The following is a 20100-nucleotide window of genomic DNA, read 5'->3' on the forward strand; positions in this document are numbered from 1 at the left end:
CCCCACCCCCAGCGCGAAGGCCCCCAGCAGCCAGCTGACGGCGGTCTCCTGGCCATGCACCATGTCGCGTACCCAGGCCGGCAGTTGCGTCAGGTAACAGGCGCCGAGAAACCAGAACAGGCTGATCCCCAGCAGGCCCCGGAACACGCGCGGCTCGCGCCAGCTGCCGCGCAGCACCGCGACACTCCCGGACAGCGGCCGCCAGCGCACGCGCCCGGGATCGCTCGACGGCGCCGGGGGGACCGCCAGACTGGCCAGATAGCCGAGCAGTGCCACAGCGATCAGCGCCACGGCGATCGACGCCCGCGACCAGGGGCCCTCCAGCGCGGCGAGCACGCCGGCCAGCAGCGTGCCCAGCAGGATCGACACGAAGGTCCCCAGATTGATCCAGGCGTTGCCCTGGACCAGTTGGGTACGCGGCAAGTGCTGAGGCAGGATGGCGTACTTGACCGGCCCGAACAGCGCCGACTGGGTACCCATCATGAACAGCAGGGCGAGCAGCAGCAGGAACTGCTCGAACCACACGGCCGCCGCCGCCAGCGTCATGGTCGCCAGTTCGAGCAGCTTGAGACGCTGGACCAGCCGGCGCTTGTCGATGCGATCGGCCAGCGTTCCGCCCCAGGCGGAGAACAGCAGGAAGGGCAGGATGAACAACGCCGCGGCGAGATTGTTGAGCAGCCCCGTGTCCCAGCCGTAGCGCGGCACGGCGACGAAGGTCAGCAGCAGCAGCAGGACGTTCTTGAAGACGTTGTCGTTGAAGGCGCCCAGCGCCTGGGTCCAGAAGAAGGGCGCGAACTGGCGCCGCGCCATCAGTGATCGACTCACGACGACTCCGGCACGCGCTCGAGCCCGGCGAGAATGGTGGTGAGCAGCTGATCGAGCAGCTCGCCGACCTCGAGTTGCTGCCCCTGCCAGTACCCCAGGCGCTCGCTCAGCCCCAACTGGACCAGACCGTGCACGCTGCCCCACAGCGTCCGCGCCATGCGCCGCGCCGCGAGATCGTCGAGCCGGGGCTGATACTCCTTGAGCGTCGCCTCGACGCGGGTGAACAGCCCCTCGATCATGCTGTGCTGGCGCTGGTCGAGTTCGCCTTCCTGGGCCAGCGGGTAGTCGAACAGCAACTGCCAGCGATAGGGCTCCTTGTGGGCGAACTGCCAGTAGGCGGTGGCCAGCGCCTTGAGACGCGGCTCGGGCGCGGCTTCGGCCATGCCCTCCACGGCACCGCCCAGGCGCTCCAGAGTCTCGATGTTGACGTACTGGAGCAGGTTGTTGAAGCTGCCATAGAGCTTGAGCAGCGTGCTCGGCGCACAGCCGATCTCACGCGCCAACGCACGTAGGGACAGCGTATGTACGGGATTCTCCCGTAGCCAGGTGTCGCATGCCGTCATCACCTGGGCATGCAACGCCTCGGGCGCGTGCTGTCTGGGACGTGCCATTCAATGCCTCGCTTGTCGTCCGTCCTGCCAGCGGACGGCGTGGTCGAACAGTGTTTTCACCCCAGCATATCGACACCACGCGCAAACGCAAGCCTGATAACATGCCGCCTGGCGCGCGAGTCCGTGTTTCGCGGACCACCCCATTCCTTCGACGTCACGCTGCCCCGGGAGGCCCGATGGCCGGACGCCTGCACATCGCCGAGCATGCCCTCGATACGCGCCTGCCGTCGCTGCGTATCGACCAGCCCTTGCTGACCAGCCCCAACCGGGCGCCACGCCACCCCGTGTCGATGATTCGCCACGAGCAGGGCGAGCCGCATCTGGTCACGGCGTTCTGGGGGCTGACGCCGCCCTGGCTCAAGGTGCTCGACCATGCGCCGCACTGCGCCCGGGCCGAATCGCTCGACGAGCGCCCGATGTTCCGCGAGGCGTTCGCCGCCCGGCGCTGCGTGGTGCCGGTCAGCGGGGTCTATGTGTGGAAGCCGCAGCCGCGGATGAAGCAGCCCTTCCTGATCACCCGCGAGGATCGCGGTCCCCTGCTGCTGGCAGCGCTGTGGTGCCGCTATCACACCACTCTGGTGCGCTATACCGACTCCACCGCGCTGATCACCGTGCCCGTCAATCCGCTGCTGGCGCCGCTCACCGACCGTTTCCCGGCGCTCGTCGACCCCGCCCGGCTGACCGCCTGGCTCGATCCGGCGACGCCGCTGGAAACCGCTCGCAAGAGCCTGTCACCGGCGCCCTTGGAACTGTTGGGCGCTTTTCCGGTATCTAGACAGGTGAACGATCCCATGAATCAGGACTGGGCCTGCGGCCGCCCCACCGGGCGAATGGTCCGCTGGCACCGCGAACAGGAGTGATGATGCCCACACTGCGAACCCGGGCGACCGCCCTGGGGCTGGCGCTGCTGCTCGGCCTCGCCGGCCAGGCGCCGGCGGCCGAAACGCCATCCCAGGTCGCCGGCGACGACGGCCAGCCGATCGTCAGCCCCAACGACACCCGCCACTACCGCACCCTGACCCTGGACAACGGCCTGGAGGTGCTGCTGATCAGCGACCCCGACGCCGACAAGGCCGCCGCCGCGATGAACGTCGCCGTGGGCAGCGACCAGAACCCCGACGCCGTCCCCGGGCTCGCCCACTTTCTCGAGCACATGCTGTTCCTGGGCACCGACAAGTACCCCGAGGCGGACAGCTACCAGCGCTACATCAACCAGCACGGCGGCAGCCACAACGCCTTTACCGCCGATCGCGACACCAACTTCTTCTTCGACATCGACCCGGGCAACCTCGAGGGCGCCCTCGATCGCTTCAGCCAGTTCTTCATCGCCCCGCGCTTCAATGCCGAGTACGTCGATCGCGAGCGCCACGCCGTGAACTCCGAGTATCAGGCCCGCCTGCGTGACGACACCCGCCGAATCGACGACGCCATGAACCAGGCGCTCGATCCCGCGCATCCGGCGACCCGCTTCGCGGTGGGCAGCCTCGAGACCCTCAAGGACGGCGACCGGCCGCTGCGCCAGTCGCTGATCGACTTCTACCACAAGCACTACGGGGCCGGCATCATGGATCTCGTGGTGGTCGCCCCGCAGCCGCTGGACACCCTGGCGCAGTGGGTGCGTGACGACTTCGCGGCGGTGCCCAATCGCGGCCTGTCCCGCGCCGCGATCCCCGAGCCGCTGCTCACCTCGGCGCAATTGCCGGCCCGACTGCGGGTCAAGACCCTCGAGGAGCGTCGCCAGGTCGAGTTCGCCTTCCCCATCGACGACCCGCAGCAGGACTACCGCCACAAGTCGCTCGGCTATCTCGCCAACCTGCTCGGCCACGAGGGCGAGGGCAGCCTGCTCGCCGCGCTGCGCCAGGCCGGCTGGGCCGACGGCCTGTCCGCCGGCAGTGCCCGCGGCGACGGCGACGATGCGCTGCTGGTGGTCGACGTCAGCCTGACCCCGGAAGGGGCCAAGCACCTCGATCGCATCCAGGCCAGCCTGTTCGCGATGATCCGGCGCATCCGCGAGCACGGGCTCGATGCCTGGCGCTACCAGGAACAGGCCGACCTCGCCGAGCAGGACTTCCGCTTCCAGCAGCGCGGCGAGCCGATCCACGTGGCCAGCAACCTGGCCATGAACATGGCCTACTATCCGCTGAAGGACGTCCAGTACGGCCCCTACCGGATGGATGGTTACGACCCCGACAAGCTGCGCGAGATCCTCGCCAAGCTGACGCCGCAACGCCTGCTGCGCGTCTACAGCGGCCCCGATGTCGAGGGCCAGGCGACCACCCGCTGGTTCGACGCGCCCTACACCCTCGAGCGCGTCGACGCCTGGCCCCGCGCCGAGCCACTCGCCGGCCTGGCGCTGCCCGGTCACAACCCCTACATCGCCGAGGACCTGAGCCTGCTGCCGCTCGAGTCCAGTGCCCCGCAGACGCTGATCGACGGCGCGCACTATATCCTCTGGTACCGCCCCGACAGCAGCTTCGGCACGCCGCGCGTGGAATGGCGCTTCAGCCTGCAGAGCCCGCTGGCGGCCCGTGACGCCAAGGAGGCGGCACTGACCCGGCTGCTCGCCGGCTGGCTCGACGACAGCCTCAACGAGACGCTGTATCCGGCCCGCCTGGCCGGCCAGTCCTACGACGCCTACGCCCATGCGCGCGGCATCACGCTCTCCTTCTCGGGCTGGCGCGATCATCAGGCGCGGGTCATCCAGCGCGTCCTCGAGCAGCTCGAGTCCGGCAAGATCACCGATGACAGCGTGGCGCGGGTCAAGCTGGGACTCGAACGCCAGTGGCGCAACGCGCCCCAGGCGCCGCTCTACCAGCGGATGCAGGCCACCCTGGGCGACGCCCTGATCCGGCCCAGCTGGTCACCCCAGGCGCTGCTCGAGGCAATCGACGGCCTGAGCGCCGCCGACCTGCGCGACTATCGCACGCGCTTTCTCGACGCCCTGCACATCGAGAGCATGGCGGTGGGCAACCTTTCCCCCGAGCTCGCCCGCCGCGAAGGATTGATGGTCGACAACGCCCTCGCCCCCGAACTCGAGGACACGGCGATTGCCGAACTCCAGCCGCTGACGGTGCCCGCCAAGCCGCCCACCCTGCACCCCGACTCCAGCCGCAACGATACCGCGGTGCTGCGCTACCTGCAGGGGCCGGACCGCTCGCTGGCCAGCCAGGCGCGTCTGGCGGTGCTGGGTCAGTTGATCAGCACGCCGTTCTACGCCCAGCTGCGCACCGAGGAACAGCTCGGTTACATCGTCAACGCCGGCTACCAGCCGCTGCTCGACGCCCCGGGCCTCGCCCTGCTGGTGCAGTCGCCGAGCGCCGATGTCGCGCGTATCCAGTCGCGCATGACGGCGTTTCTCGACGGCTTCGACAAGCGCATCGCCGCGCTCGACGAGGCGACCCTGGCCCCCTATCGTCAGGCGGTCCATGACAGCCTGCTGGAACGCCCCTCGTCGCTCGCCGAGCTGACCTCACGACTGTGGCAGGAAACCGTCCACGCGGATCCCGACTTCCAGCGTCGCGAGCACCTCGCCGCACGGGTCGCCAAGCTCACCGCCGACGAGGTCCGCCAGGGCTGGCAGACCCTGCGTCAGTCGGCACCGCTGACGATCAGCTTCGGCGACGACGCCGAGCCCAGCGACGTGGCCAAGCTCACTGCCGGTTTCACGCCGCTCGCCGGGCCGCGCTGAACGAACTGCGCCCGCCGGTTTCCCGGCGGGCGCCTGTCGATTCTCGTCGGCTGGACAGGGCCTACCCGAAAGCCTGCGGCGGCAACATTCCCTCCACGTACATCACCAGCTCCTCGAGGATCTGGCGCTCACGGTCGTCGAGCGAGACCTGGTTGAGCCGCTCGATCTCGCGGGCGAACCCCTGCAGGGTCAGCGTGCCCAGCGAGGCATCGTTGAGCCGGGCCCAGCGATAGGCCTCCCACTGCTGCTGCTCCTCGCCGCTCAAGGTGTCGGGGTAGCTGCGCGCCCGCATGCGGAAGAGCATCTCCTCGAGCCGCGGATCCTGAAAGGCGAAGGCGGTCTCGCCCAGCGCCTCGGGTGAGGTCTCGTGGACCCGTTGCATCTGCTGGCGGTCGGCCGGCGAGAAGAAGCCGCCGGAGTAGAGCATCAGATCGGGGTCGCTGGGCGTGCTCGGCGGGCCGTCGGCGAACACCGCCGCCGCCTTGCGCGCCGCCTTGCGCGCCGCCTCGGGGTTGGCGATCAGCGCCTGCCAGTGTCGCTCGCAGGCCGCGCGGTCGATGCCGACCCGCGCCGCCACCGTGTCGCTCAGCGCCGACACCGGCAGCAGCACCGGGCTGCGGTTGACGTGCACGATCTTCAGGGGGATGCGCGCCTCGCCCTCGCTGAGCTCGTCGGCGCTGGCGAAGACCCGCTGGCGAATCGCCCCGGCGTCGAGCTCGAACAGCGGCGCGGGGTCGATGCTGAGGTCGTAGACGATCACCCCGTTGGGGTTGCCGGGATGCTCGGCGAGCGGCACCACCAGCGCGCTGCAGCCCCGGCTCGCCGGATAGCGCCGCGAGATGTGCAGCATCGGCTTGTGGGACGGGATGTCGAGCAACTTGCCCACCGCCCGCTTGCTACGCAATGAAAGCAGGTAGTCGAACAGCCGTGGGTTGCGCTCGCGCAGCAGTCGCGCCAGGGCGATGGTGGCACGCACGTCGGCCAGCGCATCGTGGGCGCCGGCGTGCTCGATGCCATTGGCGGCGGTGAGGTCCTCGAGCCGGAAGCTCGGCGAGCCGTCGTCGCGCCGGGGCCATTCGATGCCCTCGGGGCGCAGCGCGTGGAAGGCGCGCACCACATCGATCAGGTCCCAGCGCGAATTGCCGTTCTGCCACTCGCGGGCGTAGGGATCGAGCAGATTGCGATAGAAGAGATGCCGCGACACCTCGTCGTCGAAGCGCAGGCTGTTGTAGCCCAGCGCACAGGTGCCGGGCTGGCTCATCAGCGCGTTGATGCGCGCGGCGAACTCCCGCTCGGGGAGGCCCCGGCGGCTGGCGGTCTGCGGCGTGATGCCGGTGATCAGACAGGCCTGGGGCCAGGGCAGATAGTCGTCGGCCGGCCGACAGTAGAGCGTCAGGGACTCGCCGATCTCGTTGAAATCGGCGTCGGTGCGGATCGCGGCGAACTGCGAGGGGCGATCATTGCGCGGGTCGGCACCGAACGTCTCGTAATCGTGCCAGAGAAAGGTCTGCTGCGAATCGCCACCACGGGCCATGCACGCTCTCCCTAAGCGTCGGAGGAAAGGCGCTCAGCCTAGCACAGCCGCGATCACGTCTCAGCACCGCTCGGCCATCGCGTTTCAGCGCGGCAGCGTGACGTTGAGCTCGAGCACCGAGCAGTCGTCCTCGCTGTCGAGGGTGATGTTGATGGCTTCCTGGTCGACGTTGACGTAGCGGCGAATCACTTCCAGAAGCTCCTTCTCGAGCATCGGCAAGTAATCCGGCTGGTCACGCTGGCTGCGCTGATGCGCGACGATGATCTGCAGCCGCTCCTTGGCCACCGACGCCGACTTCTTGCGTTCACGCTTGAGAAACTCGAGTAGCTTCACCGACGACCTCCTCCGAACATGCGCGAGAGCAGGCTCTTTTTCTGGTACTCATGGAAACGCAACGGCACCTCTTCACCGAGCAGGCGCGCCACGGTGTCGGAATAGGCCTGACCGGCATCACTCTTCTGATCGTGCGTGACCGGAATGCCCTGGTTCGACGCCCGCAGCACCGCCTCGGATTCGGGGATCAGGCCGATCAGGTTGATCGCCAGGATCTCGTGGATGTCCTCGAGATTGAGCATGTCGCCACCGGTCACGCGCTCGGGATCGTAGCGGGTGATCAGCAGGTGCTCCTTGACCGGGTCCCGGTTCTGCTCGGCACGCCGGGTCTTCGAGCCCAGCAGCCCGAGGATGCGATCGGAATCGCGCACCGAGGACACCTCGGGGTTGGTCACCACCACCGCCTCGTCGGCATAGTACATGGCCAGCTGAGCACCGCGCTCGATGCCCGCCGGCGAATCGCAGACGATGTAGTCGAAATCCTCGGCCAGGGTATCGAGGACCTTCTCGACGCCCTCGGCGGTCAGCGCGTCCTTGTCGCGGGTCTGCGAGGCGGGCAGGATGTGCAGATTGTCGACGCGCTTGTCGCGGATCATCGCCTGATTGAGCCCGGCCTCGCCCTGAATGACGTTGATCAGATCGTAGACCACGCGGCGCTCGCAGCCCATGATCAGGTCGAGGTTGCGCAGCCCCACGTCGAAATCGATCACGACGGTCTTCTTGCCGCGCAGCGCCAGGCCGGTGGCGATGGCTGCTGCACTGGTCGTCTTGCCGACCCCGCCCTTGCCGGAGGTCACTACAATGATCTTGGCCAAGGTAAGCTTCCTGTTGCTTGCTGAAATCGAAGAGCGTTACATCACCGCGCGTCAGGCCAGTGGCGCAATGGTCAATTGGTCGTCGTCGAGACGGACCTGCGCCGGCTTGCCCAACAGTTGCGGATCGATGTCTTCCAGACGCTTGTAATTGCCGGCCAGCGATAGCAGCTCGGCGTGCAGTTCGTGACAGAAGATCCCGGCCTCGCGGTCGCCGTGGATCCCGGCCAGCGCCCGCCCGCGCAGCGCCCCGTAGACGTGGATGTTGCCCCCCGCCAGGACCTCGGCCCCGGCGTTCACCGCGCCGAGCACCACCAGATCGCCGTCGGCCGCGCTGACCTGCTGGCCGGAACGCACGGTGCCGCGGTGAATCCGGCTGCCCACGCTGCCCAGGGGCGTCGCGACCGGCGCCGGCTCCTCGGCCGGGGCGGGGGTCACGGTCTCGAGGCTGCGCGGGCGCACCTCCTGAGGCGGGAACCAGCCCAGCCCCAGCGCCCATGCCGACTGCTTGACCGGCTCGCCGCCACCGCGCACCGCGACCGGCAACAGCTTGTGGGAGCGGCACACCGCGCAGATCCGCTCCAGCGCCAGGTGCGGCTCCTCGAGCTTTTCGACACTCAGCATCACTGGCGTATGCTGAAAGAAGGCCGGCGCCTGATTGAGCTTGCCGACCAGTTGCTCGCGAATCCGCTCGGGATCCGCGCTGGTCAGCTCCATGACCGTCATGGGCAGCATGCCACCCTTGAAAGAGAAGGCGTTGCCAGCCCTGTCCACGTTGAGGCTCATTGCCGGTCTCCACAATCGGATGATGACTCTTAAAGCTAAGCGAGGGCCTGCCGAGCTGCAACCGATCATACGCGCTGTGGAAGGCGCATGTCAGTGTCGCCCAGCGACGACGCCCGGCTCTTTTCGCGTTCCCGGCCTCATGCTTATATAGCGGTATACCGCAAGCGACACTCGACAGGGCGGAAAGACGCCAGCGGACCGGCTGCCCCGCCGTTTGATCATCGTTATTTCAGGGATGCATTGCGACCTATGTCTGGATTTCTGCGACGATTCTTTGCCCCGCGCTGGCAGCACCGGGACCCTTCGGTCCGGCGCCAGGCCGCGGAGCGCCTCGACCCCACCGACAACGACGACCGCCAGCGGCTCGAGCGTCTGGCCACCGACAGCGACCCCGGCGTGCGTCAGACCGCGCTGGCCAGTCTCGACGACCCGGCCCGCCTGCTGACGCTGCGCGACACCCACGACAGCCCCGAGCTGCATCGCCGCCTGCTCGGCTTGCTGAGCGGTCGCGACGGCAGCACGCCGCTGACCACGCGGATCGAACTGGTCGCGCGCATCGAGGAGCCGACGCTGCTCGAGACGCTGGCGCTGGAAGGCGACAATCAGGCATTGCGCCTGGCCGCCCTGGCGCGTCTCGACGACGAGTCCCGACTGCTTCGTCAGGCCTGTGACAACGGCATCGCCGCGGTACGCCATGCCGCGGCCGAGCGGGTCACCAGCGAAGCCGGCCTGACCCAGCTGGCACGCCGCGCCCGGCGCGACAAGCAGGTCGCGCGCCAGGCGCGGGCACGCCTCAACCGGCTGCGCGAGAACGAGACCCAGGCCCGCGAGACCCGTGAACGCCGCGAACACGTGCTGGACTCCCTCGAGGCCCACGCCCGTCATGCCTGGGAGCCGCTCTACTCGGGGCGTTATCGTCACCTGCAGCGCGAGTGGGAATCCCTCGACGACCTGCCCACGCCGGAACAGGAGCGCCGCTTCCAGGAAGCCGCGCTGCGTTGCCGCAAGGTGATCGCCGACCACGAGGCCCACCATCATGCGCTGGCCGCCGCCGACCAGCGCCGCGACGATGCCGACGAGACGCGCCGCTCGCTGATCGAGGCACTCGAGGACACGCTGGCCGGGCTGCGTCACGGCGAGCGCCTCACCGAGCAGGACATCGCCAGCCTGCAGGCCCAGAAACGCCTGCTGGACAACCAGTGGCAGACGCTCTCCGATCGCCACCCGCCGGAGGCCGCCCTCAGCGATCGCTACGCCCGGGCGTTGAGCGAGTACGAACGGATCAACCAGGCCTGGGGGCGGCTCGAACGCCACGTCGGGGCGCTCGAGGAGGCGCTGGCCGAGCCGCGCAAGGCGACGTTGCGGCAGTGTCTCGATGCCCTCGACTGGCCTCACGACCTGCCACCCAGCCCGCTGCTCGCCCAGGCGCGCCAGCGCCTCGCCGACGCCCCCGACGAGCCGGCCGGCTCGCCCGAACAGGCGGCGCGCGTCGCGCGGGATCTCGAGGAGCTCGAGTCACTGCTCGGTCAGGGCGCCTTCAAGCGCGCCAGCCGGCTGCACCAGAGCCTGCGCCAGCGCCTCGGCCAGCTCGCCGAGGCCGACCGGCGCCAGTACCAGCCGACACTCAAGCGTCTCGGTGCGCAGCTCGCCGAGCTGCGCGACTGGCGCGGCTTCGTGGCCGGTCCCAAGCGCTTGCAGCTGTGCCAGGCGATAGAGGCCCTGGCCGAGGACACGACACTCGCCGACGTCGAGCTGGACCGCCAGCATCGTCAACTGGTCAAGGACTGGAAGAACCTCGGCGACGCCGCCGCCGACCGCGAACTGTCGGCCCGCTTCCGGGCCGCTTCGGAACGCATCCACGAGCGGCTGGTACCCTGGCGGGAAAAACGCGACGCACTGCGCGAGGACAACCTCGCCGCCCGCGAGGCACTCTGCGAGCAGCTCGAGGCCCTGCTCGCCAACCCCGACCCCGACGCCGATCCCGACGCCCTGCGCCAGATCCGCGACCGGGCCCGCGAGCAGTGGCGACGCTTCGCCCCGGTACCCCGCGATCGGGCCCAGGCGATCGGTCAGCGCTTCGGCGAGATTCGTCACGCCCTGCAGATGCTGATCGACCGGCGAGCCCAGGAGATCGCCGGCGCCAAGCGCGAGCTGGTCGAGAAGGCGCGCGTCCTGCAGGCCGATACCACCACCAGCGCCGCTCAGCGCGCCGAGCGTGCCAAGACGCTGCAACGCCAGTGGCGCGAGCTGGGCCGCGCGCCCAAGGGCGAGGAACAGGCGCTGTGGCGGGAATTCCGCGGCCTCTGCGACACCCTCTTCGCGGCCCGCGAGAACGAACGCGACGACCGGGCCCAGCGCACCCGCGAGCGACTCGACGCCATGCAGGCGCTGATCGAGCGCATCGATGCCTGGCAGCCCGATGCCAGCGATGATGTCGCCACGCTCGAGGCAGCCATCGCCGAGGCCGAGAGCCTCGAACCGCTGCCCCAGGGGCGGCGCAGCGACGGCATGCGACGGCGCTGGACGGGCATCGTCCGCGCGCGCCGCGAGCGCCTGGCACGGCTCGCGGTGAGCGAGGAGATTCAGCGCTGGCAGGCGCTGCGCCCATTGCTCGAGGCGCATCTCGCCGCCGACGCCCGGGCATGCCAGGGCAGCACGGCCGAGTCGGTCCCGTTGCCGTCGTCACCGCTCGACGACGACATGCAGGAAGCCCACGAACAGCGCAATGCCGCCCGGCGTGCGCCACCGCCCGATGACGTGGTCGACGAACGCCTGACCCGCCTGCGCGTGCATCTGGCACTGCTCGCCGGCGGCACGGTGCGCCGCGAGGACGAGCCGTTGCGTCTGGCGATCCAGGTCCAGCGTCTCAACGACGGCCTGGGTCGCGAGCTGACCCGGGCCGACGAACTCCACGGCGTACTGCGCGATATCCTCGCCACCGGCCCCGTGGCACCGGCGTTGTGGGAACGCGAGGCCGCCGAGCTGGACCGTCAGCTGTCGCGACTGGCCGAGCTTCCACCGCCCTGAACCGGACGGCCGCAGGCCCCGTAAACGCCGAGAGCGAGGCCGAAGCCTCGCTCTCGTGCGGGGAGTTGCAGTTGGCCGGCGTCTAGCCCATGAACTGGCCGCCGTTGATGTCCAGATTGGCCCCGGTGATGAAACCGGAGCCGCGATCGGCCAGGAAGCACACCGCGCGAGCGATCTCCTCGGGCTCGCCGAAGCGCTTGACCGGGATCGTCTCGCGAATCGACTCGCGGATCTTGTCGGGAATCTTCATGATCATGTCGGTGGCGATATAACCGGGGGAGAGCGTGTTGACGGTGATCCCCTTGGTCGCCGTCTCCTGGGCCAGCGACATGGTCAGCCCGTGCATCCCGGCCTTGGCCGCCGAGTAGTTGGCCTGACCGAACTGTCCCTTGCGGCCGTTGATCGACGAGATGTTGACGATACGCCCGTACCCCGCCTCGAGCATGTCCTCGATCACGCAGCGGCAGGTGTTGAAGACGCTGTTGAGGTTGCAGTCGATGACCTCGTTCCACTGCTCGGGGCTCATCTTCTTCAGTGTGGTGTCGCGGGTGATGCCGGCGCAGTTGACGAGCACGCTGATGGGGCCGAACTTGTCGCGGATTTCGCGCACCCCGGCCTCGCAGTCCTCGTAGTCGATCAGATTGGCGCCGGACAGGGCGATGTTGTTGTAGCCCTCCGCCTGCTGCTCCTCCAGCCAGTGCTTGGCCTTGTCGGGATTGTGATAGCCAGCCACGACCTGATAGCCCTCCTTGGCCAGCGCACGGCAAATGGCGGTGCCGATGCCACCGGTGCCACCGGTTACCCAAGCGACGGGTGCTGTTTGTGTCATCTTGTCTCCCCCTGAGTCATGACGTTGAACCGACGTGAGTCTTCGACTGGCGACGGGCCCTCTCCGAGCCCTGCCACCGGTTAGTATGGTCGACGACACCGCCCCCGTGCGAATACCCGACGAACACTTGACGTGATGCCAATTTTGCGTAGAATACGCTCCACGATCTGATGCGGGGTGGAGCAGCCTGGTAGCTCGTCGGGCTCATAACCCGAAGGTCGTCGGTTCAAATCCGGCCCCCGCTACCAAATTGTAAAGAGGCGAATCGTCCAATGGGCGGTTCGCCTTTTTTTTGCGTGCCTTTTGCAGCGCCGATCGAAAAACGGCCCTCGCGGATTCGCCCCGGCAAACGCCTCGCTGGTCAGCCCCGCTCCTGGTTCGCGTGTCAGCCCCGGCACCTGGGAGGGCGATGTTCCGGCTTGAGGGGGCAGCCGCCGCAAAGCGGCTGACCGGGCAAGCGATACTGGATACAGCACAGCCGCCGCACCCGCGCCGAGGCCCCTCCCTCCAGGTCGAGGTAACGTACCGGTCGGTACAACGGGTTACGCCGGCCATCCGGCAAAGTCCGCATCTCGAGGAAACGCAGCAGCGGTTCACCGGATCCGCTGAAGTCGGGATGCCGGTTACAGGCCTGCCCCGCATACTCCACGTAGTGCCCGAGATTGCTCCAGAACACCTTGGGCGACAGGCCCGAGAGGTCGGCCAACACCTCGATCAGCGGCCGGCAATGCGCATCGAACAACCTCGCGAAACGCACCTCGGGCGCCCGGGACACCAAGGGTCGCCCGCCATGGGGCAGCCAGAGCCGCGCGGTCTCGCCCCGTTCGCCCAGGCTGACCCGCACCGCGCTCGATGCCACCGGCAGTTCACACTCCAGCAACAGATTGGCGACCAGCGCCGGGATCGACACGGCACTCAGGTGATATTTCGACCAGATGGAGGCCGCCGCCCGGCGATCGGCCCCCTCGCCGAAGGCCGCCGCCGTGCGTTCGAGCAACCCGTCCAGCACCGTCCGTTCGAACAGATCGGCGACCGCCAATGTCGAGGCATCGGGCGTGCCGAAAGCCGGGGCTCTGAGGGTATCGAGAGGCGGCCGACGATAGAGCGCCAGCAGGGCGTCGGCGGCGTCATCGATGGGCAATGCCAGGGCGCCCCTATCGACCACAGGTCATCTCCTCGATCATGAACGCGCCTTCCTCACAGCCGCCGCAGCCCCCACATGAAATAGGCCCCACCGATCAACGACGCGATCAGCCCCGCCGGCATGTCGAAGGGGAAGATGATCTGGCGCCCCACCCAGTCGGCCAGCACCATCAGCAACATGCCGACCAGCGCCGCGCCCAGCAGGTGTGGGTACGCCCGCGTCAAGCCCAGCAGTCTGGCCATGTGCGGCGCCAGCAACCCGACGAAGGAGAGCGGCCCCACCACCAGGGTGGCGCAGGCCGTCAGCAGCGCCACCAGCAGTAAAAGCAGCAGCCGTGCCCGGTTGAGGGTAATGCCCAAGGCCCGTGACGTGGGCGCCCCCAGCGGCAGAATGTCCAGCCAGCGAGTCAGCGGCAGCGCGCACAGTGTCAACACCGTCGCCAGCGTACCGACGACCAGGGCACTGGTGAGATCGACGTAATAGGTGGACCCCGCCAGCCAGGCGATCACCTGCTGGCCACGCGGGTCGCCAGCCGACAGGATCACGCTGCGCAGCGCATCGAACAGCGCGCCGATCGCCACGCCGGTGAGCAGCAACTGTTCGGGCACGAAGCCACTACGTCCATTGAGCAGCACCAGCACCAGCAGCGTGGCCAGCGCCCCCAGGGTGCCCACGCCCACCAACATCCCGCTGGAGGGAGACGGCAGCAGGAAGATCCCCAGGATCAGTGCAATGGCGCAGCCGCCGCTGATACCCAGCACCTCGGGGCTGGCCATGGGGTTGGCCGACAGCCGTTGCAGCAGCGTGCCGGCCACGGCCAGCATCAGCCCGCTGGCGGCGGCAGCCAGCACCCGGGGCACCCGCCACTGCAGGACCTCCCAGTTGTCCGGCGACAACCCGTACCAGCCGTGCATCCCCTGCCCCAGCAACAGGCCGAGCCCCACCGCCAGCAGCAGGGCGATCGCCAGGCGTGTGATCAAGCGCCCCGGGCCGGGATGGCGACTCGCTGCGACCCCGGCCGGTTGCGGCGCCTGGTTGCCGTGCAACCTCAGGCGCGGAATCAGCCACATCAGCAGCGGGGCGCCCAGGGCGCCGGTCACGGCGCCGGTGGGAATCAGTATCGGCAAGCCCCCCAGGAAGTGCTGCAACAACAGATCGGTGGTAGCCAGCAGCACCGCTCCCAGCAGCACGCCCCACAACAAGCGCTCGCCGAGACGCCGCGCCCCCGCCAGGCGCACGATGTTGGGCGCCGCCAGGCCGATGAAGCCGATGATGCCCACCACGCTGACCACACTCGCCGTCATGAACACCGCCAGCACCAGGCCGGCCAGGCGTAGATACTTGAGTGAAACGCCCAAACTTCTGGCGCTGGCATCGTCCAGTTCCAGCACCGCCAGGGGCCGCAGCAGGAATACCGCCAACAGACCGGCGATGGCCAGCCGCGGCCAGAGGGTCGCCACGCCATCCCAGCCATTCTGGGCCAACGAGCCGGCCCCCCAGATCAACAGCCCCGACAACGCATCCGGGTTGAACAACAGCAACGCCGTGGACAGGGCGCCCAGGTAGAGGTTGACCACCAGCCCCGCCAGCACCACCACGATGGGCGCCAACCCACGCCGCCAGGCCAGCGTGAACACCAGACCCACCGCCAGCCCACCGCCAGCCAGGGCTATCCATTCACGGCCAACGGTCAACAACCCGGGGGTCAGCAGGGTCGCCGCCATCAATGCCAGATTGGCCCCCGAGGCCACCCCCAGGGTGGTGGGCGACGCCAGCGGGTTACGCAGCACCTGCTGCAGCAGTACCCCGGCCAGCGCCAGGCCACCGCCCGCCAGCAGGGCGATGGAGAGTCTCGGCCACCAGGCATAGTGCAACAGTAATTGGTCGACTGTCTCGAACGACGGCGACAGCAGTGCCTTAAGGCCCAGCGCCAAGCCCCCCTGAGCCTGCAGATCCAGCCACGCCAGCCCCAGCAGCGGCAGGCTCAGCAACAGGCAGGCCAGTGCCGGTGATAGGCCACGTCGAGCCGCGTGGCTCGTCGTGGTCACGTTTCCTCTCATCCGTTCCTGTCCCCTTCCACTGCCCCGTCGCACCGCAAATGCCATAATCGATAACGATTATCAATAAATTTAGCATTCTCGCCAACGCCAAGGCTACCCTGCTCGAGTGCCGGCGAGATTTTCCCGGCGCAAGGCGACAGGAGGAAGCCCACTTCTCCCGCCCTGGCGGGCACGAGCTGACGCGCTTCCCAGCCACCCGGCCGCTCCCGGCGGAGCGGCCCACAACGCCGAGAACCTAACCCCCTCCGCCGGACAGTCCGATCTTGACATCGAGCGCACCCGAAAAAATAATAACGATTATCATTTTTAAGAACATGAGACACCTCGCCCCCGACGTGCCCTCGAATCGCTACGAGACGCCAGCGAGCAAAGTTCAGGGCGGGGGCATAGCCAAGGCCAAGTGTTGGCGAAAGAGCGAGCAGGGCTCGCACACGGGTGCATGGCGTTTCAATGCGCATCTTGGTATCGAGCTGGACTCGCCCTGGTCGATTTTCTACGCCGCATGGCTGCGCGTAGGCAGTCTTCAGCCAATGCCGGAAACGCCGCTGCATGAACGAGCCTGTCCATTGACTGAGCGACGCCATCACCGAGGTGCCGCCTTACAGAGACTCCAGGGTGCCGGCATGACCGCAAGGCCCAACAAAGAACACCGACCTCGTCGTCGGACAACGAGGGCCCCCATGGCGGCCCTCCTGATCGTCTGGCTAGGCCTGGGCAACGTTGCCATGGCCAGCGATTATGAGAACGAGGTTTCCTTGGCGACTTTCGATTTCGCCATCGCCGAGACACTCGATGCCATAGGGCACCCTCCCACCTTCGTTTCGGGCCTTGCCGGCTACGAGACCTATTCCCGCCAGCCCGACATCATTCCGACCGCGACCGATCTGGGTTATCGTCATCTCCCTAACCTTGAGCTCCTTGCGAGCCAGCCCCCCGATGCGATCCTGATCTCCCCGCCCGCTCATGTGAACCTGATCCCCAAGCTCCGCAAGATCGCCGACGTCAAGGAGTACCCGCTTTACAACAATTACCCGGGGAAAGCCGCTATTGATCACTGGCAGATTCTCGAAGACTTGACGCGCCAGCTTGGCGCCCTGACCAAGGACCCGCCCGCAGCAGAACAGTACATTGCACGAACCGACAGACACTTCGATGAGTTGATAAACCGCTTGGGAAACGTCGACTCACCCGTGCTGATCGTTCGCCTGATGGATGAGCGCCATGCGCGCGTTTACGGACATGGCAGTGTGGAAGGCATGGTATTAAAACGTCTCGGACTCCATAACGCCTGGGAAGGAAAACTTGGCAATTGGGGTTTCACGACAGTCACGGCACGAGCCTTGCTGGATATAAAAGCCAGAATCGTCTTCCTCGATAGCCCTTACGACCCGCCTGGTGGGCAGCGCAAGTTACTCCAGAAAGGCCTGTGGCAACACTGGCCGAGTGTCCTGCGCAACGACTATGCCATCCTGTCGCTCGACTACTGGTCGTGGGGAGGCTTCCCGGCCGCCCGACGCTTCGCGAACAGTCTCGTCGACGGCCTTACCGACAAGAGCGACACCGGCGACGTTTGACGCCCCCTTTCGGCCGATTCTCGATGAGCCATCTGGTCCAGCCAGGGTGGCGTCATACGTCTGCGCTGCGACAACAACGCGGCCGTCCCAAAACCGTCTTATGCGTCCCACCCTACTAAGTTACAGCAAGAAGACCGGGGACAGGCTTGACAGCGGAAACACGGCTATATTGAATTAAACTATAAATAATAACAATTATCATTTAATTACAGGCAAAGGAGATCATTCATGTCCGTCCCTTTCGTACTGCATCGACACCCCCTCTCCCCCACCATCAGTATCGTCATCACGGGCATCTGCTCGACCACGCTGCTGACTTCCGGTTTCGCGCAGGCGGCAGAAAACCGAGACGGCAACAACATGCCGGCGGAATTGCCTGTCGTCCAGGTGACCGACGACAGAATCGCCAATGCGCTGATGCCAACCGAGGGCTATACCGCCAGCACCAGTCGCAGCGCCACAAAGAGTGACACCCCACTGTTGGAGACAGCACAGTCTGTGTCCGTCGTCACTCGCGAGCAGATCGAAGATCAGGGTGCCAACTCGGTACAGCAGGCTCTTCGCTATACACCAGGCGTTTTCACCGGGGCACGCAACGGTTTTGGCAACCGCTATGATTTCATTTCGATGCGCGGCTTCGGTGGCGTCGGAAATCTCGACAACATCTATTTCGATGGCCTCAAGATGGCTGGCGATGTGGGGGGATATAACTCATTACAGATCGACCCTTACTTTCTCGAGCGCATCGACGTCTTCAAGGGACCGACATCCGTCCTGTACGGCCAGAGCTACCCGGGTGGCCTGGTGGGGCTGACCAGCAAGCGTCCATTGTTCACGCCTCTCCATGAGATTCAGCTGGAGGCAGGCACTCAGAATAAACGCACCGTGCGCTTCGATTTTAGCGGCCCACTGGGCGATGACCAACGGATTGCTTATCGTCTGGTCGGGTTAGCCAGTGGGTCGGACAGCCAGTTCGATCATGTCGAGAACGAGCGCTATACCCTGGCACCATCGGTGACATTGCTGCCAACCGAGGATACATCCCTGACCTTGATGGCCTACCTGCAACATGAGCCCAATAGTGGCTACTATGGTTGGACACCCGCCGACGGTTCGGTACGCGATCATAACGGCCAGAGAATCGAGAACGACTTCTTCGATGGTGAACCGGATTTCAATGGGTTCGAGCGCTACCAGCGCTTGATCGGCTATCAGCTGGAGCATCAAATCAACGATGCCTGGCAAGCCCGGCAGAACTTCCGTTTCGCCTCGGCTGATATCGATTACGATCAGATTTATTCCAGCGGCTGGGTCGGAGACAGCAACCAGTTGAATCGCCGAGTCGCTAGTGCCGACGAGTCCCTCCACGCCTACAAGGTCGACAACCAGCTTCAGGGTAATTTCGCCACGGGGCCGCTGGAACATACCCTGCTTTTCGGCGTGGACTATCAATACCAGCGTAACTCCGGATCATGGCGGTTTGGCGCAGCCAGTCCGCTGGATGCCTTCGATCCGCAGTATGGCAATGCCCAGGTCACCTATGGCGCTCCCACCAACTTTATTGACAAGGTGGAACAGACCGGCGTCTATCTGCAAGACCAGATCAGCCTGGGCCAATGGCGATTCAACCTCGCTGGCCGTCAGGACTGGGCCGATACCAGTACCGCTTATACCAACCTCGGAATGGCTTCCGAGAGTGATAGTGACAGCTTCACCACGCGGGCCAGTCTGCTCTATGCGTTCGACAGCGGCATTTCCCCTTACCTCAGCTACTCGGAATCCTTCGAACCGGCATCGGCCACCAATACCGACGTTTCCGGCAACACGCTGGACCCCAGCGAGGCTTCACAATACGAGCTGGGGATCAAATACCAGCCGCCAGGGAGCGATGACCAGTACACGGCCGCCCTTTATCACCTCGAGCAAGAAAACGTTTCCGAGTCGATCCCCAACACCCCCTTCTACGAGGCTATCGGCAAGGTCCGTTCCCGTGGGTTGGAACTGTCGGCGAAACTCCACCCCACCGAGCAGTTGTCGCTGATTGCCAGTTACACCTACACGGACATGGAATACGTCGAGACCAATGACGACACCGAGGGTAACACCCCCTATGGCGTGCCTCGTCACATGGCGTCTGCCTGGGGAAAATACGAGTTCTCGCCAGGCACCTTGAATGGACTAGGTTTCGGTGCCGGCATTCGCTGCAATGATGCCACTTGGGGCAACGATACCCATACGTTCGACGTGGAGAATTATACACTGGTCGATGCCATGCTGGAATATGACTTCGGCACGCTGTCCCGCGATTTCCAAGGCATGGATTTGAGAGTCAATGCCGTCAACCTGCTCGACAAGGACTATGTCTCTTCGTGCTCCAGCGCGACGATCTGTCATTTCGGCGAGGCGCGCAATATGACGGCCACATTAAGCTACAAGTGGTAAATTCGCTGCCAAATACCACCGATACAACTATTACGGCAAGCCCAGAAACTACACCCTTACCATGAATTACTGCTATTGAGGGATGGCCATGCATGGCCTGACTCATTTCACGTTGCACACACCCCCAAGAAAGCACAATGCCACTCGACCCCAATGGCGCCGATTTTCCGATCATCATCCAGATGTAAGGCAAACCTACTGTACATGAACTCCCGCTGGCACAGGCCAGAGCGAAGTACCGGAAGACATCCTGACATTAGGTACTCCCGCCGAGCGGAATGACTATCACGATTTCGCGCGCCTGGGCGGCATCGTACCCGAGGCCGCCGGACAGGTACGCAGGGATATCGCTCAGGCTCTGCGGCAGTACCTGTTCAACAGCTGCCACGCCTGAGAATCGCCGGCTGGCGGCGCTATGCCGCGTCTTCTCCCTCG

Annotated in this window: 14 protein-coding genes and 1 tRNA gene; 6 read left to right on the forward strand and 9 right to left on the reverse strand. The window is 66.1% G+C overall.

Annotated elements, in window-relative coordinates; genetic code table 11:
• Both D0901_RS18140 and D0901_RS18145 read right to left on the reverse strand, forming a co-directional pair.
• Positions 1 to 825: MFS transporter (locus D0901_RS18140; protein ID WP_233440467.1), on the reverse strand; the 825-nt coding region annotated here is incomplete at its 3' end.
• The gene (locus tag D0901_RS18145; protein ID WP_129141713.1) at positions 822 to 1436 is read right to left on the reverse strand and encodes a TetR/AcrR family transcriptional regulator; all 615 of its coding nucleotides are present in this window, start codon (positions 1434 to 1436) and stop codon (positions 822 to 824) included. The genes D0901_RS18145 and D0901_RS18140, both read right to left, overlap by 4 nt.
• Positions 1437 to 1612: 176 nt before the next feature.
• On the opposite strand from D0901_RS18145, the gene D0901_RS18150 reads away from it, so the two are divergent.
• Positions 1613 to 2296, forward strand: coding sequence for an SOS response-associated peptidase (locus tag D0901_RS18150; protein WP_129141714.1), 684 nt, complete (start codon positions 1613 to 1615; stop codon positions 2294 to 2296).
• A 2-nt stretch (positions 2297 to 2298) separates the two neighbouring features.
• Positions 2299 to 5124, forward strand: a complete 2826-nt coding sequence (locus D0901_RS18155) for an insulinase family protein (protein WP_233440468.1) — start codon at positions 2299 to 2301, stop codon at positions 5122 to 5124.
• Between the two features lie 61 nt (positions 5125 to 5185).
• On the opposite strand, the gene sbcB is transcribed toward D0901_RS18155, so the two are convergent.
• The 4 genes from sbcB to minC all read right to left on the reverse strand — a co-directional run bounded on the left by sbcB (position 5186) and on the right by minC (position 8589).
• Entirely contained in the window at positions 5186 to 6658 is a 1473-nt protein-coding gene (sbcB, locus tag D0901_RS18160; RefSeq protein WP_129141716.1) for an exodeoxyribonuclease I, read from the reverse strand.
• A gap of 84 nt (positions 6659 to 6742) precedes the next feature.
• Positions 6743 to 6991 (reverse strand): cell division topological specificity factor MinE, encoded by a 249-nt coding sequence (gene minE / locus D0901_RS18165; RefSeq protein ID WP_129141717.1) that lies wholly within the window; start codon positions 6989 to 6991, stop codon positions 6743 to 6745.
• Complete coding sequence (gene minD, locus D0901_RS18170) at positions 6988 to 7806, reverse strand: septum site-determining protein MinD (protein WP_129141718.1); 819 nt, start codon at positions 7804 to 7806, stop codon at positions 6988 to 6990. Before minD ends, minE begins: the two co-directional genes overlap by 4 nt.
• A gap of 51 nt (positions 7807 to 7857) precedes the next feature.
• Entirely contained in the window at positions 7858 to 8589 is a 732-nt protein-coding gene (minC, locus tag D0901_RS18175; RefSeq protein WP_129141719.1) for a septum site-determining protein MinC, read from the reverse strand.
• Positions 8590 to 8838: 249 nt separating this feature from the next.
• Between minC and D0901_RS18180 the strand changes: the two genes are divergently transcribed.
• Positions 8839 to 11616: a DUF349 domain-containing protein gene (locus tag D0901_RS18180; RefSeq protein ID WP_129141720.1), complete on the forward strand. Its 2778-nt coding sequence runs from the start codon at positions 8839 to 8841 to the stop codon at positions 11614 to 11616.
• 82 nt (positions 11617 to 11698) lie between these two features.
• Here the strand turns inward: D0901_RS18180 and phbB are convergent, their stop codons facing one another.
• On the reverse strand, positions 11699 to 12445 hold the full coding sequence (gene phbB / locus D0901_RS18185) for an acetoacetyl-CoA reductase (protein WP_129141721.1): 747 nt from the start codon (positions 12443 to 12445) through the stop codon (positions 11699 to 11701).
• A gap of 171 nt (positions 12446 to 12616) precedes the next feature.
• Here phbB and D0901_RS18190 point away from each other — a divergent pair.
• Positions 12617 to 12693: transfer RNA gene (locus D0901_RS18190), tRNA-Met, on the forward strand.
• A 137-nt stretch (positions 12694 to 12830) separates the two neighbouring features.
• Here the strand turns inward: D0901_RS18190 and fhuF are convergent.
• Positions 12831 to 13610 carry a siderophore-iron reductase FhuF gene (fhuF, locus tag D0901_RS18195; protein ID WP_129141722.1) on the reverse strand — a complete coding sequence of 260 codons (780 nt, stop codon included), beginning with the start codon at positions 13608 to 13610 and terminating at the stop codon, positions 12831 to 12833.
• 32 nt (positions 13611 to 13642) lie between these two features.
• Complete coding sequence (fhuB, locus tag D0901_RS18200; RefSeq protein WP_233440469.1) at positions 13643 to 15637, reverse strand: Fe(3+)-hydroxamate ABC transporter permease FhuB; 1995 nt, start codon at positions 15635 to 15637, stop codon at positions 13643 to 13645.
• 692 nt (positions 15638 to 16329) lie between these two features.
• Between fhuB and D0901_RS18205 the strand changes: the two genes are divergently transcribed.
• Positions 16330 to 17223, forward strand: a complete 894-nt coding sequence (locus D0901_RS18205) for an ABC transporter substrate-binding protein (protein ID WP_162500912.1) — start codon at positions 16330 to 16332, stop codon at positions 17221 to 17223.
• A 228-nt stretch (positions 17224 to 17451) separates the two neighbouring features.
• Positions 17452 to 19665 carry a TonB-dependent siderophore receptor gene (locus D0901_RS18210; protein ID WP_129141725.1) on the forward strand — a complete coding sequence of 738 codons (2214 nt, stop codon included), beginning with the start codon at positions 17452 to 17454 and terminating at the stop codon, positions 19663 to 19665.
• Positions 19666 to 20100: the final 435 nt, after the last annotated feature.

The sequence above is a fragment of the Modicisalibacter coralii genome (genome assembly GCF_004117855.1).
GTDB lineage: Bacteria > Pseudomonadota > Gammaproteobacteria > Pseudomonadales > Halomonadaceae > Modicisalibacter > Modicisalibacter coralii.

Bases quoted from the DNA above. Each gene is read 5' to 3' on its own strand.
- D0901_RS18145 (WP_129141713.1), bottom strand. From the start codon at position 1,436: ATGGCACGTCCCAGACAGCACGCGCCCGAGGCGTTGCATGCCCAGGTG.
- D0901_RS18150 (WP_129141714.1), top strand. From the start codon at position 1,613: ATGGCCGGACGCCTGCACATCGCCGAGCATGCCCTCGATACGCGCCTG.
- D0901_RS18155 (WP_233440468.1), top strand. From the start codon at position 2,299: ATGCCCACACTGCGAACCCGGGCGACCGCCCTGGGGCTGGCGCTGCTG.
- sbcB (WP_129141716.1), bottom strand. From the start codon at position 6,658: ATGGCCCGTGGTGGCGATTCGCAGCAGACCTTTCTCTGGCACGATTAC.
- minC (WP_129141719.1), bottom strand. From the start codon at position 8,589: ATGAGCCTCAACGTGGACAGGGCTGGCAACGCCTTCTCTTTCAAGGGT.
- D0901_RS18180 (WP_129141720.1), top strand. From the start codon at position 8,839: ATGTCTGGATTTCTGCGACGATTCTTTGCCCCGCGCTGGCAGCACCGG.
- phbB (WP_129141721.1), bottom strand. From the start codon at position 12,445: ATGACACAAACAGCACCCGTCGCTTGGGTAACCGGTGGCACCGGTGGC.
- D0901_RS18205 (WP_162500912.1), top strand. From the start codon at position 16,330: ATGGCGGCCCTCCTGATCGTCTGGCTAGGCCTGGGCAACGTTGCCATG.
- D0901_RS18210 (WP_129141725.1), top strand. From the start codon at position 17,452: ATGTCCGTCCCTTTCGTACTGCATCGACACCCCCTCTCCCCCACCATC.